The 16,088-nt window shown below is 65.6% G+C and carries 16 protein-coding genes; 3 read left to right on the forward strand and 13 right to left on the reverse strand.

Translation table 11 applies throughout. The annotated features are described in order from the left end of the window. Positions 1-57 precede the first annotated feature (57 nt). From CDN99_RS29795 to CDN99_RS08510, 3 genes are all read left to right on the forward strand, one after another. The gene (locus CDN99_RS29795) at positions 58-402 is read left to right on the forward strand and encodes a helix-turn-helix domain-containing protein (RefSeq protein WP_425599796.1); all 345 of its coding nucleotides are present in this window, start codon (positions 58-60) and stop codon (positions 400-402) included. A 58-nt stretch (positions 403-460) separates the two neighbouring features. Beyond that, a complete protein-coding gene (locus CDN99_RS08505; protein WP_243720287.1) occupies positions 461-2,254 on the forward strand; it encodes a DEAD/DEAH box helicase in 1,794 nt (597 codons plus the stop codon). 114 nt (positions 2,255-2,368) lie between these two features. Next, positions 2,369-4,996 (forward strand): AAA family ATPase, encoded by a 2,628-nt coding sequence (locus CDN99_RS08510; RefSeq protein ID WP_033470540.1) that lies wholly within the window; start codon positions 2,369-2,371, stop codon positions 4,994-4,996. Positions 4,997-5,087: 91 nt separating this feature from the next. Here CDN99_RS08510 and CDN99_RS08515 read toward each other — a convergent pair whose 3' ends face one another. The 13 genes from CDN99_RS08515 to chrA all read right to left on the reverse strand — a co-directional run bounded on the left by CDN99_RS08515 (position 5,088) and on the right by chrA (position 16,056). Continuing rightward, positions 5,088-5,837 carry a TIGR03747 family integrating conjugative element membrane protein gene (locus CDN99_RS08515; RefSeq protein WP_033470542.1) on the reverse strand — a complete coding sequence of 250 codons (750 nt, stop codon included), beginning with the start codon at positions 5,835-5,837 and terminating at the stop codon, positions 5,088-5,090. Next, entirely contained in the window at positions 5,834-8,005 is a 2,172-nt protein-coding gene (gene traD, locus CDN99_RS08520) for a type IV conjugative transfer system coupling protein TraD (protein ID WP_033470545.1), read from the reverse strand. The genes CDN99_RS08515 and traD overlap by 4 nt, the downstream gene beginning before the upstream one ends. 4 nt (positions 8,006-8,009) lie before the next feature. After that, positions 8,010-8,543, reverse strand: coding sequence for an integrating conjugative element protein (locus CDN99_RS08525; protein WP_033470548.1), 534 nt, complete (start codon positions 8,541-8,543; stop codon positions 8,010-8,012). Next, positions 8,540-9,139, reverse strand: coding sequence for a lysozyme family protein (locus CDN99_RS08530; protein ID WP_033470552.1), 600 nt, complete (start codon positions 9,137-9,139; stop codon positions 8,540-8,542). The genes CDN99_RS08525 and CDN99_RS08530 overlap by 4 nt, the downstream gene beginning before the upstream one ends. After that, a complete protein-coding gene (locus tag CDN99_RS08535; protein WP_033470554.1) occupies positions 9,124-9,840 on the reverse strand; it encodes a TIGR03759 family integrating conjugative element protein in 717 nt (238 codons plus the stop codon). Before CDN99_RS08535 ends, CDN99_RS08530 begins: the two co-directional genes overlap by 16 nt. Before the next feature lie 11 nt (positions 9,841-9,851). Then, positions 9,852-10,499, reverse strand: a complete 648-nt coding sequence (locus tag CDN99_RS08540) for a hypothetical protein (RefSeq protein ID WP_033470558.1) — start codon at positions 10,497-10,499, stop codon at positions 9,852-9,854. After that, the gene (gene pilL2, locus CDN99_RS08545; RefSeq protein WP_033470561.1) at positions 10,496-11,044 is read right to left on the reverse strand and encodes a PFGI-1 class ICE element type IV pilus protein PilL2; all 549 of its coding nucleotides are present in this window, start codon (positions 11,042-11,044) and stop codon (positions 10,496-10,498) included. The genes CDN99_RS08540 and pilL2 overlap by 4 nt, the downstream gene beginning before the upstream one ends. A 99-nt stretch (positions 11,045-11,143) precedes the next feature. Beyond that, entirely contained in the window at positions 11,144-11,326 is a 183-nt protein-coding gene (locus tag CDN99_RS08550) for a hypothetical protein (protein ID WP_033470563.1), read from the reverse strand. 105 nt (positions 11,327-11,431) lie between these two features. Further along, positions 11,432-12,646, reverse strand: a complete 1,215-nt coding sequence (locus CDN99_RS08555) for an MFS transporter (protein ID WP_033470565.1) — start codon at positions 12,644-12,646, stop codon at positions 11,432-11,434. Further along, positions 12,646-13,101, reverse strand: a complete 456-nt coding sequence (locus tag CDN99_RS08560; protein ID WP_033470567.1) for a chromate resistance protein ChrB domain-containing protein — start codon at positions 13,099-13,101, stop codon at positions 12,646-12,648. The genes CDN99_RS08555 and CDN99_RS08560 overlap by 1 nt, the downstream gene beginning before the upstream one ends. Positions 13,102-13,202: 101 nt before the next feature. Next, the gene (locus CDN99_RS08565) at positions 13,203-14,057 is read right to left on the reverse strand and encodes a DUF1259 domain-containing protein (RefSeq protein WP_048512706.1); all 855 of its coding nucleotides are present in this window, start codon (positions 14,055-14,057) and stop codon (positions 13,203-13,205) included. Between the two features lie 170 nt (positions 14,058-14,227). Continuing rightward, positions 14,228-14,821 (reverse strand): superoxide dismutase, encoded by a 594-nt coding sequence (locus CDN99_RS08570; RefSeq protein WP_033470572.1) that lies wholly within the window; start codon positions 14,819-14,821, stop codon positions 14,228-14,230. A gap of 59 nt (positions 14,822-14,880) precedes the next feature. Further along, positions 14,881-16,056 carry a chromate resistance efflux protein ChrA gene (gene chrA / locus CDN99_RS08575; RefSeq protein ID WP_033470574.1) on the reverse strand — a complete coding sequence of 392 codons (1,176 nt, stop codon included), beginning with the start codon at positions 16,054-16,056 and terminating at the stop codon, positions 14,881-14,883. Between the last annotated feature and the right edge of the window lie 32 nt (positions 16,057-16,088).

The following is a 16,088-nucleotide window of genomic DNA, read 5'->3' on the forward strand; positions in this document are numbered from 1 at the left end:
ATGGCCAGATGCTGTGCCGCGCTCTCGCTTTGCGCCGCAGGGAATGGGAACTACGGCATGACCGGATTCCCAGGTCGAACTGGCCATCAACTGCGCAAGGCTTCGCGGATCGCGGAGTTGGCCAGCGCCTACCGCGGCCTGGTAGAATTGGCTAAACTTGGCAATCCAAGGCTACGAAAGGCCAAATCGGATGGTTTCCGGATGACTGAAGTCGAGAGCGAAATCCTCACGCTGGAGGAGGTCGCGGCCTACCTCAAAGCCGGGAAGCGGACGGTCTATCGCCTTGCCCAGAAAGGAGAGATTCCGGCGTTCAAGCTTGGAGGTACCTGGCGCTTTCGCCGCTCAGAACTGGATCGCTGGATCGCCGAAAGCATCAGCAAGAAGAAGCCGGAGGCCGAGTGAGCGTGCGCCAAGTCAACGACCGAATCGCATTCGGAAAAGAACAAGGGGGGGATCGCCGTTGACAACACAGCAGCTTCTGACGCCGCACCAGAGCCAGTACTTCGCCTGGCTGCTGACCCGACGCGCGGCGGGCGACTCTGTGGAGTCGCTGGCCTCAACCTTGGTCGATTCGCAAGTCGATCTGAATCCTCATCAAGTCGAGGCCGCGCTCTTCGCTTGCCGCAACCCGCTCTCACGCGGCGTGATCCTCGCCGACGAGGTTGGTTTGGGCAAGACCATCGAAGCCGGTTTGGTCATCTCCCAACGCTGGGCCGAACGGCGACGGAAGATGCTCATCATTGTTCCGGCGAACCTGCGTAAGCAGTGGCACCAGGAGCTGCAGGACAAATTCGGCCTGCAAGGGCTGATCCTCGAAGCCAAAAACTACAACGCGATCCGCAAGCAGGAGCGGCAGAATCCGTTCCTGTTCGCGTCCGGCCCGATCATCTGTTCCTACCAGTTCGCAAAGGCCAAGGCCGACGACGTCAAGGGCATTGACTGGGACTTGGTCGTGCTCGACGAAGCGCATCGCCTGCGCAACGTCTACAAAACCAGCAACGTCATCGCCAAGACCCTCAAGGAGGCGCTGTCGCGCGTTCACTCCAAGGTGCTCCTGACCGCGACGCCGTTGCAGAACTCATTGCTCGAACTCTATGGGCTGGTCAGCTTCATCGATGACCGCGTGTTCGGAGACCTTGATAGCTTCCGCTCGCAGTTCACTGGCAGGGAGCAATCCTTCAGCAGCCTGCGTGACCGGCTGGCCCCCATCTGCAAGCGCACCCTGCGCAAACAGGTTCAGCCCTACGTTTCGTACACAGCACGCAGGGCCATCGTCGAGGAGTTCACGCCATCGGGCGAAGAGCAGGAACTTTCCAGGCTCGTCGCCGACTATCTGCGCCGCCCAAACCTCAAGGCCCTGCCCGACGGGCAGCGCCAACTGATTTCACTCGTGCTGTGGAAGCTGCTTGCCTCCAGCACGCACGCAATTGCGGGTGCGTTGGAGACAATGGCCAAGCGTCTCCAGGGCGTGCTGAATCAAGCTCCCGTGGTTCCCGATCTCGCCGAAGAACTGGACGAGGACTACGAGTCGCTCGACGAGACCGCCGACGAATGGGAGGACCAAGAGCCGGGCACAGAGGCAACGAACCGCTCCGAGCGTGATGCCATCGCACAGGAGATCGAGGAACTTCGCCACTTCAAAACGCTGGCAACCAACATCCGTGACAACGCCAAGGGTAAGGCGCTGCTCACCGCGCTGGTTCGCGCCTTCGCCGAACTGGATCGGTTGGGCGCGGCCAGAAAGGCCATCATCTTCACCGAGTGTTGCCGCTCGCTGAAAACTGACCAGATGGTCAGTTTTCGTTGCGCGCCAACAGTGACCGAGACCAGTCGCATCAAGCAGATGCTGTTCGGTGGCTTCGCGCGTTGTCTGTATCCGCTGCAGAAGTTCGATTCGGACACCGAGCGGCGCTTCGCCATCATCCTGGAGCGCGACGCGACGAAGTGGCTCAAGCCCGCGAAGGGGCAGTTCCAGATCTACTACAAGCTCGGCACCGAGCAGCCGGAATACATCCCCGACTTCGTGGCCGAGACAGACCCGACCATCTTCATGGTGGAGACCAAGGCGCGCGCCGACATCAACACTCAAGAGGTGCAGGCTAAGGCCGCTGCCGCTGCGCGGTGGTGCGTGAACGCCTCCGATCACGCTTCGAGCGTCGGCAGCAAGCCCTGGAAGTACCTGCTGGTGCCTCATGACGAAGTCAGCGAGTCGAAACGGCTCGCGGATTACCTGCGCTTTGAGGTCAAGACGTAGTTGAGCTGCCCTTGATCGACTTCAGTGAGCAAAAGCGATTCCAGCGAGGCACCTAGGCGGCGGAAAATCGCCGCTTCACGGGCATGATGAATCGGCAGGGAAGAGGAACAAGAAATGCAGAAACCCGCCGCACCGCAAAAGACCGTCCTGGAAACGATTCTGGACTGGTCAAAGGATCGTCCACTCTGGCAGCGTGACGCCCTGCGCCGCATCATCGCAAACGGCCGTCTGACGGACGCCGATATCGGCGAACTCGTGGACCTTTGCAAACAGGGCAAAGGTGCACCCGTAGGCGCGCTGAAAGCGGTACCGCTGGAGAAGGCCCACCTTCCGGCCAACCCCGGTCAGACCGCCGCGGTATCGCTTCTGTCGATTGCCGACGTGACCGGCGTGAACAACCTTGCCGCCGGCCAGGCACTCGGCTTCGAGCCGAATGGAATCACGATCATCTACGGCGACAACGGTGCGGGCAAGTCCGGCTACGCACGCATCCTGAAGCGCGCATGTCGTGCAAGGCATGCCGGAAAGATCGAACCCAATGTGTATGCCGATCAGCCCCCGAAGCGCGTCGGCGCGAACATCGCGTACGGGGTCGGCGGTACGCCGCAGCCGGTCGAGCAGTGGCAGAACGGCACAAATCCGCATGCAACGCTGTCAGCGGTGAGCGTGTTCGATAGCGACTGCGCCTCAGTGCATATCCGCGAGAAGAACGAAGTTGCATTCCGACCCTTTGGACTGGACGTACCGGATGAGCTTGCTGCAGCTTGCCAGTCGGTGAAGGATGCCCTCGCAGCTGAGCAGAAGCAGCTTGAGAAGGCCCGCAATCCGATCTTTGCGGCGCCAACCTGGAAGGCCACCACGGCCGTGGGGAAGGCGCTTGCGGCGCTGAACGCCAATACTGACGCAAAGAAGATTGAAGCCCTGGCGGTGCTCTCGGCAGACGAAAGCGCCCGTCTTGAGCGTCTGCGGGAAGACCTGTCGAAGAATCCGGCCAAGGCGGCAGCGGAGCAGACCGTTAAAGCCGACAACGTCATGCGGCTGATTACCGTGATGAACAGCGTTGCAGCCAGAACCACCGATGAGGAGCTGCTGGCAGCCGCTGCCCTCGCCAAGGACGCACGGTCGAAACGGGACGCTGCACGTCTTGCCGCGGAGAAGGCCTTCACGGGCGAACCCCTTGCCGGCGTCGGCGGCGAGACGTGGCGGGCGCTATGGGATTCCGCCCGACGCTACTCGACGGAGATCGCATACCCCGGAGAACCGTTCCCGCCGTCGGCCGAAGACGCGCATTGCATGCTTTGCCAGCAGCCATTGGAAGCTGAAGCACGTGCACGGATGGCACGCTTCGAGGATTTCATCCAGAAGGACACGGAACAGCTGGCACGCGAGGCAGAGAAGGCGGCTCAGATCGCACGTCAGACCATAGCTACCGGGGCAATCGGCACGCGGGCGGTGAAGGCCAGTCTCGACGAGCTGGGCCTCCAGAATCAGGAGCTGCAGCAGCAGACGCGCCGCTTCATCGCCGCAGCCCGGCTGCGGCGCCACGTTCTGCTCAAAGCCTTGGGCGGAAACGGCGAGGTACAGCTTCCGCCCGTTCCGCTGTCGCCGCTGCCTGATCTCGGCCAGCTTCAGACCATGATCCGCAGCTACGCCGCCGAGCTGCGCAAGTCCGCTGACGCGGATGAACGCAAGAAGCTGGAAGCCGATTTCGCCGAGCTGAGCGACCGGGCGCTGCTCGCTGGCATGCTGCAGGTCGTCACTGACGAGATCCAGCGGCTGAAGAGCATCCGGTTTCTGACCGAGTGTGCGGGCGAAACGGCGACGAACACCATCACCAAGATGGGCAACGACATTGCCGACACCGTGATTACTCCCCGGCTGCGCGACAGATTTCAGGAGGAGATTGTCAGGCTTGCGGCCTCGAAGGTTCGCGTCGAAATCGTGCGCTCCGGCGGCAAGTACGGCTCACCGCAGTATCAGGTGCGCCTCTTCGCCAAGCCGGATGCCAAGGTCCACGAAATCCTGAGCGAAGGGGAAAAGACCTGCGTGGCGCTGGCCGCCTTCATGACCGAGCTTGCCACCGCGATGCACCGCTCTGCTCTGGTCTTCGATGACCCGGTGTCCTCGTTGGACCATCGCTGGCGTGGGCAGGTGGCCAAGCGTCTCGTGGAAGAAGCGGAGAACCGTCAGGTCATTGTCTTCACGCATGATCTGGTGTTCGTGAACGATCTGAATGACCACGCGACGAAGACCGGGCGGGCAGTGCGGCTCACGACGCTCAGTCGTGGCGCCGCGGGAGCCGGTATGGTGGCCGACGGCCTGCCCTGGAAGGCCCAGAGCGTCGAAGATCGCATCGACAAGCTGGAGAAGGCGGCACGTGCGGTAAAGCTGCTGCATGACAACAACCAGGAAGACGAGTACGCGGTCGAGGTGGCAAAGCTCTACAACTCGCTGCGCGCCACATGGGAGCGCGGCCTGGAAGACATCGCTTTCGTCCGCGTTATTCAGCGCCACAGGGACTACATCAACGCCAAGGACCTGAAGAAGGTCAGTGCGCTCACCGAGGCTGACTGCGATGCTTTCGCCGCTGGATTCAAGAAGTGCTGCGACATTGTTGACGCACACGATCCATCCAGCGGTAGGAATGCCGCGCCGCCACCACCTACTGATCTCTTTCAGGACATCCAGGCTTTGAAGGACTGGGCCGCGTCTCTGCGAGACAGGCAGAAGAAGATTGCTTGAAACGTATTCGTTCACGCCGATGCTGACGTGCTTGACGAAACAGAGAACCGAAACTACGGCATCGTTCATCTGACCTGGCGCAGGGCTGCAGCTACAGATACTTCTTGAACGTCGCCGCCGCAATGCACACCGCCACGCCGAGCAATGCGGCGCTGGGCAGCAGGATCAGCAGCGGGTTCACGCTGACCGGCAGTGCCAGGTAAGTCACCCACGGCAGCACGGCCAGCGGGATCAGGCTGGCCCTGGCGCGGTGATAGATGAACCCCGATTCGCGTCCCGCGCCGAAGCGGCGGATGTCCCGGCGTACCAAGCCGTCCACCAGCCCGACGAAGGCGACCATCAGGAACAGCGGCAGGGTCAGGCACAGCACCAGCAGCCGCACGAGGAAGACCAGCGTCGTGTAGGCCGCCGCGATCAGGTAGCTCTCCACGTTCACGTAGACCAAGCCGATGTAGTAGCGAAAATCCTTGGTCGGGCGGTGGCTGCCGGCGCTGGCCTGCGCCGAGGCATCGCGTATCCAGTCCAGCAGACCGCTTTTCACGAACAGCCAGTCGTAGCCTTGCTCGACCAGCCGGTGTGCGGTGCGCCCCGGCTCCTGCACCAGCGCGCTGCGCGTGAAGTGCGTGGAGAGCTGACCCAGCTCGTAGTGCAGCATGCCCTGGGCGTGGCGCCAGCCCTGCTCGGGCCAGAAGAAGTGCATGCCGACGCATTCGATCAGGATGCACAGCAGCAGCGCGCCGCACAGCACGCCGAAGAAGCGGAACGGCAGCGTGACCAGGCCGGCGATCAGGCCTTGCTGTCGCTGCTGCTGGCGCTGGGCCGCGACGGCCGGATCGCTCATGCTTCGGCCTCTTCACCGACGGCCGCCATCTGCTTGAAGTCGTCCAGCAGGTCGGCGGGCAACCCGCTGTCCTGCAGGCCGGGCAGGCCGGGCAGGCCCTGATTGTCCCACCAGTCGCCGGCCTCGACGTAGTGCTGGCGCATGTAGCCGGCCAGCTCCTGCAGATCCTTCGGCATGGCCTCGTCGGGGTCGGGCGCCGGCAGCGGCATGCGGACTTTCCATAGGTTGCCGCCCTCGATCAGCGCGAAGCACTGCCCCTTGGGCAGCGCAACCACATGCGCCGGCTCGATCAGCGGCACGCTGTTGCTGCTGATGCGGTCCTGGGTGTTGGACGTGAAAGCGGTATTGCCGCGCGGGTCGGAACTGTCGGTGGCGCCGCTCATCAACGCCGTGGCATACACCTCGACCTTGGGCAGTTGTCGCGTCAACAGCTCGGCGGTGGCGGTCTCGCGCACGCGCAGCATGAACAGATTGTTGAAGTTGCCGACCACCTGGCCGGCCTTGGCCCTGTTGCCGATGCGGGCCTCGATGTCGCTCAAGGTCTGCGTGTAGGCCGTCACCTGCACGCCGGCACCGCCGCCCTTGTTGACCATCGGAATGAACTCGTCGCCCATGAGTTCATTGAATTCGTCGGCGTGGACGTTGATCGGAATCTTGGCGCTCATCGCTGCGCCGGGTAGCCCGTCGTCGATGCCGAATTTGTAGATGTGGCCGGCGACCGAGACCAGATCGCTGAACATCGAGTTGCCCACCGCCGCCGCGACTTCGGCGTCGGACAGCGCATCCAGCCCCACGTAGACCACCGCACGTTTGCGGATGACCTGCATCCAGTCGAAGATCGGCCGCGGGTCGGACAGGTCGGAATAGTTCGGTGCGAGCAGTTGCGCGATCTTGCCGGTGGTGAGCTTCTCCAGCAGCGGCAGCAGCGAAGCGACGATCTTGTCGAAGTACGTCCGGTCGTAGCGCACCGCGCTGCGCAGGCCATCGAGCACCGGGTCATAGATGCGCACTTGGGACAGGTACTGTTCGAGGGCCACCACGCGCTTCTCGCGCCCGATCATGTTGCGCGGGATGTTCTTGTCGTTCAGCTTCGCTTCGAGCTGGACGATGACCTCCCAGGCCTTCGGCTCGTTTTTGGCGAAGTAGTGCTGGGCATACTCGATGAACAGCGCGTCGATGTTGATGACGTGGCGCTGGATCAGCAGGTAGTCCGGCCGCTGCCCCAGCTCGACCAGGGCGCGGGCGATGATGTTGACGAAGCGCCAGGCGAATTCGCGGAACGCGGCGCTGTTGCCTTCGCCCGAGAGCTGTCCGGCGATGCGCGTGGCCACCTCGGAGATCCGCCCGAACCGGCCCACCGCGTTGTAGCGCGCGCTGATGTCCGGCCAGCCCAGGTGGAAGACGTAGAACTCGCCTTCGCGCCCCGCGCGCTTGGCCTCCACGTACATGCGTTTCAAGAGGTCGGCATCGCCCTTGGGGTCGAAAACGATCACCACCTCGTACTCGCCGGCCGCATTGCGGCGGCGGATGTCCTGAGTGATGAACAGCTCGGCCAGCCGCGTCTTGCCCACGCGCGTGGTGCCGAGCACCAGCGTGTGCCCCACGCGCTCGCCCAGCGGTAGCGTCACGTCGGTCTCGTGGGGTTCGATGCCGTGCAGCCGTGGCTGTCCGCCCACCGGCGGCAGAGGCCGGGCCGGGTTGAAGGGGCTGTCCCAGGCCAGGACCCGCGCGAGCTTCGATAGTGGAAACGGCGCGAACTCCAGCCACTCCTCCATCCGCCGCGCCGCGCGATAGATCGCGGTCGGCTCCACGAAGCGGCGGAACTCCGGCCGGTAGGTCTGCATCAGCCGGTGCGTGTGCCGCTGCTCCCACTTGAAACCCCGGCCGATGAACAGCCGTTGCTGGCTCACCGGCACGTTACGGCTGATCATCACGTAGCGCGGCAGGCGGCGGATGTTGCGCCGGTAGCGCAGAATCGCCCAGGCGTCATGCAGGCGGATGGCGCCGAAGGTCAGGAAGGCCAGCGCCGTTCCCAGGCCCAGCAGCGGATTCAGCGCGAGCGACCACGGTGCCACCAGGCACAGAAGCGCGGCGCCGGCGCAGACCGCCACGGTGTAAAGCTCCACCGCGGGACGGAGCAGAACTTCCACCGCATGCGGCTGCGCCATCGTCTCACTGCTCGATGCCGGTGGCGGTGATGAGCACCGGGTAGTGGCGCAGGCCCAGGCGCTGGGCCAGGTCGTCGCCCGAGGCCGGCGCGAGAGTCAGGCCGGGCACCAGGCGGCGCAGCTCGACCAGCGCCGCCGTCGACTCCACGTTGACCACCAGGCCCACGGCGCCCAGCTCTCGCAGCGTGGCGTGGCGCTGCCGCAGCCAGGCGCGCGAGCGTGCGTCGTCGCCGACCAGGAACAGCGGCGTCAGGCCCGGCGCGCGGATCACGCGGCGCGGCACGTCACCCGGTGACAGGTTCGCCGAGCGCACTGGCAGCATCGCGGCTTCGGCCTCGGCCGAGTTGCCCACGCGCGGGCGTGGCAGCGGAGTTGGCCGCGCGGTGTCGTCCGGCTGCGGATTCAAGGGCTGGTAGTACGGCAGTGCGGACGCGCCGCCGCGGTCCTCGACCACGATCAGTGGCACGGAGGCGGTCTGGGCGAAGACGGTGGTCGTGGACAGCAGCCCGATGGCGGCGATGAGGACGATGTGGTTCATGGCGTGGTGGCCTGGAGGGTTGTAACGGGAGCGCCAGGGCCGAGCACGCGGGTCAGGTGCCGGTGCACGCTGCGCCGGTAGCGCGCTGCGGGGGCGCCCCCGGCCGGGCGGTGGTAGCGGCCGATGGCGAGCAGCCAGTCCTCGCCCGGCGTGTGCTGCTCGCGCAGGATCTCGGCGGCGATGGCGAGGTTGCGGTACGGGTCCAGCAGCTCGCAGGGCTGCGCATAGCGCTGCGCGTGGTAGCCGAGATTGACCTGGCCGAGCCCAGCGTCGATGCGGGTGGCGGACGTGCGCTTGAGTGCCTGGCGCAGTCCCGCGCAGGCCTCGGCGCGGGTGGCATAGCGGTACGGCTTACCGGCGACGTTGAGCGTCCACGGCCAGGGCATCAGGCGCCCGCGCAGCCGGGTGCCGCTCTCCTGCAGGGCCACGGCGTACAGCACCGCCGCCGGCACGTCCGCACGCTGGGCCGCCAGTTGATAGGCCGGCGGCGGGACTTCGCGCGGCGGCGTGGCAAAGGCCGAGGCGCCGGTGGCGAGCAGCGCGGCGCAGGCGCCCCACAGGGCGCGGCGGCGTTGGGTGGCTACTGGCGCTGCCATTGCCCGTTCACCTCGCGCACCACGGCCGGCAGTTCACCGGGCAGGCCGAGCGACAGCCAGCGCCCGGCGTCGTGGTTGAGCGTGACGGTGCGGGCGCGCACCCGGGCCGGGTCGATGCCTGCCTGGGTGGCCCACTGGCGGATGCGCGCGTCGTCCTGGCGGCTGCCGACCATGTAGAGATCGAAGGCGGTGCCCGCGGCCTGCAACTGCTGCACGCGCTGCGCGCAGGAAGCGCAGTCGGCCTTGATGAAGACGGCGAGCCGGCCGGAACCGGTGTTGCCGGCGGCCGGCGTCTTTGCGCCGGGCAGGTTCACGCGCGGCTGGCCGGGCGCGAGGCGCTGCCAGGCCGCGTCATAGGCGCGCTGGTAGGCGAGCAGCTTCTCGACGCGCCGGGCCTCCATCCGCACCTGCAGCTCCGCGTAGCGCCTGCGTTCCCCATCGCTGCGGGCCTCGATGCCCAGGGCCGTGAGCGGGTCGAGCTGGGGGGAATGCACGCCGAGCGGCCCCTGCATCAATTGTCGGAAGCGTGCCCACTCCTCGGGTTGCAGGCCCCAGTCCCGCGCTTGACGCTCGTCGAGCGCCGCATCGGTGTTGGGCTGTACCTGGCTGGGCACCACGCGCGCATTCGTCACCGGAGATTGCGCGGAGGCCCCCAGGGAGACGGACAGAAGAACGGCAGCAAGCATCGGCCGCAGGGTCATGGCCCGCCCTCCTACGGCACGGCAAGGCGCTGCACCTGGCCGTCCACGCGGAACACGGCGGCGCGAGCCTCGATGGATTGCAGGTGCCAGCCGCTCTCCGCGTCACCCTCGCGCAGCAGCCGGACACTGCCGAGCGAGGTGGCGGCCATGGGTGCGACCGACAGGAAGCGCTCGCCGCCGCGCAGTTCCACGCCGACCACCTGGAACGGTGGAGCCGGCAGCGCCGGCTTTGTCACCTCGGGTGCTCGACGGGCGGCGACGGCGGTAGTTTTGCGGGCTTCTTCCAGACGGGTTTCGATCCCGTGCACACGAGCCTGCAAGGTCTGCAGGTCGATGGCGAGGCTGTCCGCAGACTGTGCCGCCTCGACACGCGCGATGCGCTCGTCCAGCGCCTGTTGCGCGGTGGCGAATTCGGCCTGGCTGAGCGGCGTAGGCCGGCGCCTGTCCACCTCGGCCTGCTGTTCGAGTTCGGCCAGCCGCAGGCCCAGCGCCTGGACATGGGCGTCCTGCGCACTGGCCTCGGCCTGTTCGGTGAGACGCGACAGGCCGACACTGTTGACGACGGCCAGGGTGCTTGTGAGCAGCAGCCAGACGGTCGCGGCGATCTTGAGCCAACGCGTGCGGGAACTGCGCTCGGATGGCGCTTGGGGAAAGGTCATGGCTGCAGTTCCTCGGGCCGGTGGGCGTCCGGCACGGGCGTGGCGGTGCCGGGCGGGTTGGCGGAAAGGAAGGTGGGAGCACCGTGCCGGCTGAAGCAGACCTGGCGGGTCAAGTCATCGACCGACAGCTCCCAGGTGGGGCCGGCAAGGGTCAGCAAGGCATCGCGCAGCATCAGCGGACCCACGTGCAGATGTGCGGCAGGCAGCGGCAGCGCGTAAAGCGTGGCGGCCTCGGCCGCATCGCAGAGCCGGTAGCCCGAGCGCAGGAGCACATGGCGCATGGCATCGCCCACGCTGGCATCGAGCATGGGCGGAATCGAGACCACCACCGCCTGCTGCAAGAGATCACGCTGCGCGGGCTCCGGCACCAGCTCGACCAGGGTGTAGCGGCCGTAGCGGGCCACGGGCACCAGTCGCTGCTCCGAAGCTGGCTCGTCGGGCGGTGCTTCTATGTGGTCAGGGGTGGCCGGTGTCGTCGTGCAGCCGGACAGCAGGCCGCTGAGCACGGCGAAGATGCAGAGAAAACGAGGCAGAGACGGCAGCATGTGGCACCCCATGGCGATGAGATGCCTTCACCATTGCAGAACCGTGCTGCGCGGGATGCCGGAAATCCGAAACGCGCGGCGCCCCGTTTCCGAGGGAAGTCAGGACGGGTTCGGGCCCGTCATTTCGCCGGTGGCGATGGCGCTCGGGTTCGCCGTTGAAGACGCCGCCCGGTCCGGCAAGTGCGGCCGCACCGGTTCGATCCGCTCGATGAACCGGCGAAGTTGCTCCGGTGACTCGGTGCTCCGACACGGCAGCTGGTCTTCGATGATCAGGATGCGCATGACGGCACCGTTCCAGACGGATGCCGTCAATCTATGGCCCGCTTCGCGACCGGTCTACTGAAGTGTTTCTGACTTTCCCATCAGGATCGGGCGCGGGGACCGGCCTCACGGCGTCGCCTCCCCGTGCCGTCGGAAGGCGCGCCAGAGCGCGAGGTCATAGGCAATCTTCAGCGCGCCACAGGCCACCAGCGGTGCGGCCAGCCAGCCGGCGGCGAACAGCGCGCCACCGATGGCCGGGCTCACCGCGGCCGCGAGGCTCCTGGGCACGGCGGTGAAGCTTGCCGCCGCGGCGCGCTCAGCCGGCGTGACTACCGCCATGACGAAGGCCGAGCGCGTCGGCACGTCCATCTGCGACAGGGCGCTGCGCAGGAACAGCAACGCGAGCGCCACCGGCAGACTCTCGGCGAGGGCGGCGAGGATCAGGCAGACGCTCGACGGGATGTGGGTGAACACCATCGTGTTGACGAGGCCGATGCGGCGCGCCACCCAGGGCGCTGCGAGCTGGGAGCCTGCCGAGAGCAGCCCCGCCCAGAAGAAGAACTGGCCGGCGGCGGCGAGCGAGAGGTCGAAGCGCTCGAACAGCCAGAGCGCGAGCAAGGTGTTGACGATCAGTCCTCCGGCGAAGGCGTCGACCGAGAACAGCGCGGCCAGTTTGATCACGATGCCGCGCGAAGGCCCCAGTGGTGCGGGCGGCGCCGCCTGTGCGTGGACCGGATGGTTCGGCAGCGTGCGGTAAAGAAGGAAGATCGCGACGCCGGTCAGCCCGTAGGCGACGAACATGAGGCGCAGCGCGTCGAGCTGCACCAGGCCCGCATTCGTCAGGGTTTGCGGAATGGCCGTCGCCAGGGAACCGGCCGCGGCGCACAAGGCGCCGACGAAGGTGTAGCGCGCGAAGAGGAAGGTACGCGCCTCGCCCTGCGCCGACTCGGCCAAGCGGGCGTGCTCCAGCGGCAGGAAGACGCTGACGTCGCCGGAGCTGGGATTCATCGTGCCGACGAAGGCGACGAGCAGCAGCGGCCAGAAGTCGCCAACGCCACCCAGGCCGGCCAGCAGCAGACCGGTCAGGCACATCAGTCCGGCGGCGGCGAGCAGCAGCCGGCGCTGCGGGAAGTGATGTCCCCACTGGCCTACCGCCAGGGTCGCCAGCGCCGAGCCGAGCAGTGTGGCGGTACTGATCAGCCCGACTTCCCATGTGCCCAGCCCCAAGGCCAGCAGATAGACCGGCAGCAGGATGGCGACATAACCGTCGGTGAAGGCCCGCAGCGCCCGGCCGACGAGCAGCAGGCGCGCCTCGGGCGCGGCCCCGGCGGGTAGCAGCATCACTTCGAGCCGAGCAGCCGCGCGACCTTCTTCAGCGGCGTATCCGCACACCAGGCGTAGAGCGCGTCGTACATCACTATGCCTGCCTTCAGCATCTCGTGGTCGTCGGCGAAGTTGAGCGACAGCCCTTTCGAGATGGCCAGCAGGCCGGCCGCTTCCTTCGCCAGTTGCGGCTGGGCGCAGTCGGCGGCGCGCACGATGATGGCCAGCTTCTGCAAGGACGGGTCCGTCAGCTGGTATTTGGCGATGAAAGCATCGAAGCTGCATTGATCGCCGTGGTGACCCAGTTCCACCCCGGAGACGTCATAGGGGGTAGCCCCAGTCTCGGCGGCGATCCTCATGACGTCGCCCGACGGCACGTAGAGAAACTCCGGGCTTTCGTCGATGAAGCGGGCAATCAGCCAGGGACAGGCGATGCGGTCGATTTTCGGGCGTTCACGGGTAATCCATTGCATGACGGTCTCCTACTCTTGTTTCTGAGCGTTCGAACTGCCAGCCCTCGCCGCAATCAGGCAAGCCACGAGGCAGGGCAAAGAGCGCCAGGGGCCGGCCCGCGTCATTTCACGGCCTTCTGTGCGTCCAAAGTCCTTTTCAACGACTGCGCCAGCTCCGCCGCTTTGCCTTTGCCCCAGTAGTGCAGAAAGACGTAGCGCGGCTCCTCGTGCGTCATGTGGTTGTGGATCGCCACGATGTTGATTCCTTCTCGCCGCAACACCTTGAGTACGGTCTGGAGTTCCTCCTCACGCATCGCGAAGTCACCGTCCACCACGGCCCGCTCGTCGGTCCCTGCAAACGCAGCCCAGGTGTTGACGCCCATCTCATTGCCGACGGGTGTGCCGTACATCTTCGCCTCGCGCCCGAAGCTCACCTTGACCATGCCGTCCTTCACTTGCGGCTTGGCGCCGAGGATTTCCTCGATGCGCGCCGCGGTGATGCTGCTGGGCGTGGGAATGCTGCCGCCAAAGGCCTTTGCGGGTTTGGGTTGGCTTGCTCGCACCTGCGCGACCCGGTCATACACAGCCTTGACCCCTGTGGCCAGTTGCCGCGCATCGCCCATCCCGCCGATGTGCATGAAGTAAACCTTGGGCTGGTCGAAGAAGAAGTGGTTGTGCAGCGCCGTCACTTCCAGGCCGGCTTCAAGAGCGGCGCTCATGGCCGGATTGACCTCGTCCTCGAACAGCACCGTGTCGCCCATCATCATCGTGCTGCCGCCCATCGGCGTGAATGCAGCCCACGATGTCAGGCCCATGAAGGGGGGCATCGTCCAGCGATCCACGCTGATCTTCACGTCATCGCGCGGCTTGCTGACCTTGAAGACGTTCTCGGTCTTGTTGTAGTTGCCCTTGAGTCCCGTCACGGACTCGATCGTTGCCGTGTCGACCGTCGGTCCGGCCGCAACGGCCATTTGCATGCAGACTGCTGTTGCTGCGGCGAAAAGGATTCGGGTTTTACGGGTCATATTACCTCCTGGTGGGGATAAACGATCAACACATCGTTCCGGGCGCCTCCCTCCCGCAGCAGGATTGAACGTACTGGCGAGTTCGGATTTCGGGGTTTCGGGTTTGATGGTGCGGTCCATGTTCAGGCTCCCAATCGGGTGAAAGCCGCTTCGGCGGTGGTCCAGGACAGGTTTTGCATGAAGGCGTCCACGTAAGCCCCGGCCTTGGCGCCGAAGTCCATGTGGTAGCTGTGCTCGTACATGTCGAGGGCGATCAGCGGCGTGGCGCCGGGCAGGTTGTGGGCGTGGTCGGCGGCCCAGGCGTTCACGAGACGCCCCCGGCGCGGACTCCACACCAACAGGGTCCAGCCGGAGCCGCCGCCCTGGGCCTTGCCCATGGCCGTGAATTGGGCGCGCCAGGCGTCCATGGAGCCGAAATCGCGCACGATGGCCGCCTTCAGCGTCCCGCCAGGGTCGCCTCCCGCGCCACCGAGGGAATCGAAGTACACCTCGTGCAGGATCATGGAACCGCTGGCGATCATCTCCTCGCGCTTGAGGCCGTTGATCTCGAACACCGGCGCCGCTCCCCAGTTCAATTGCGCCAGCTCTTGCTCGATGGCGTTGAGACGCTTGACAGCGCCGCCGTAGTTGTTCTCCCAATGGCTGACGATGAGTTTCTCAGACAGGCCGGTGAGTTTGGCCGGATCGCATGAAAGGGACTTCAGTTCGTAAGGCATCTTGGCTTCCTCAGCAAGGTGGATCGGAAACGGCGCGACGAAGGCTGACTCGATCAGGTTCAGCCTTGGCCCGGAAACACCAGCCACCCCGCCAGTCCCGCCGCGAGGATCACGACGACGACGTTGAGCTTGTTCTTCCAGACATAAAGGAATGCCAGGGCCGCGGCGAAGATCGACATGCCCGCCGTCAGCGATGGCACGCGTTCGGCAGTGACCCGCGCCAAGTCGATTGTGGTTGCGCCGATCAGGCCGACTACCCCAGCCGCGACGCCGTCCAGAAAGGCGTGTAGCCGTTTGTTCTCCACGACCGCCTCCAGCCGGTCGTAGAAAATCAGCGAGAACGCAAAGGCCGGAAGAAACACACCCACCGTCATGGCCACCGCCCCGATCGGCCCCCCCGCCACATAGCCGACGAACGTGGCGAAGATGATGAGCGGTGCCGGCAGCACACCGGACAGCGCCAGGCCGTCCAGGAACTGCCCATCCGTCATCCACCCGCGCCCGACGGCGTCGTTGCGAACGAACGGAATCGCTGTGTAGGCGCCGCCGAAGGTGAGCAAGCCGGCCTTGAGGCCTGAGGCGAAGATGAGCAACACCGAGGCTTGGCCCCGAACGACCGTTTCCACCAGCTTTGCTGTTGGCTCAGCCCAAAATGCCATGGCCGTGGCCAGCGCCACCGCTGCCAGCGTCACTAGCAGTGCTGAGGCCCGATGCTTGAGCACGAGCAGGGCGTACACAAGCCCACCCACGGGCAGGGTGATCCAAAAGTCGACACGAACTATGGCTGCCAGCGCGCAAACGATGGCAATGGCCCACAACCAGCGATCGAGCAGGATGTGCTCGCCGATGCGGTGCACGGCGCGCACGATCAGGGCGATCACGGCCGCCTGTACGCCAAGGAACGCAGCGCCCAGCGCGGTACCCACGATGTCAATCTGGAAGTACAACCAGGACAGCGCGAACATCAGCAAGAATCCGGGAAGCATGAACCCGAGTCCCGCCAGCATGCCACCCAGCCGCCCTTTCGCTCGGATGCCCAAATGAACGCATAATTCGTGGGCTTCGGGTCCGGGCAGCACCTGCATCACCGCAAGCAGCTTGTTGAAGCGTTTGACGGAGATCCAGCGTTCCTCGTCCACGAGCTCGCGGCGCAACATGCCGATCTGAGCCACAGGCCCGCCCCATGCGAGCAAGCCGAACTTGAGGAAGCGAACGAAGAGCTGCAGGTAGCTCATCGCTGGAGGGACGGCTTCAGTCGTGGCATCCG

It is taken from the genome of Roseateles aquatilis, assembly GCF_002205645.1.
GTDB lineage: Bacteria > Pseudomonadota > Gammaproteobacteria > Burkholderiales > Burkholderiaceae_C > Roseateles > Roseateles aquatilis.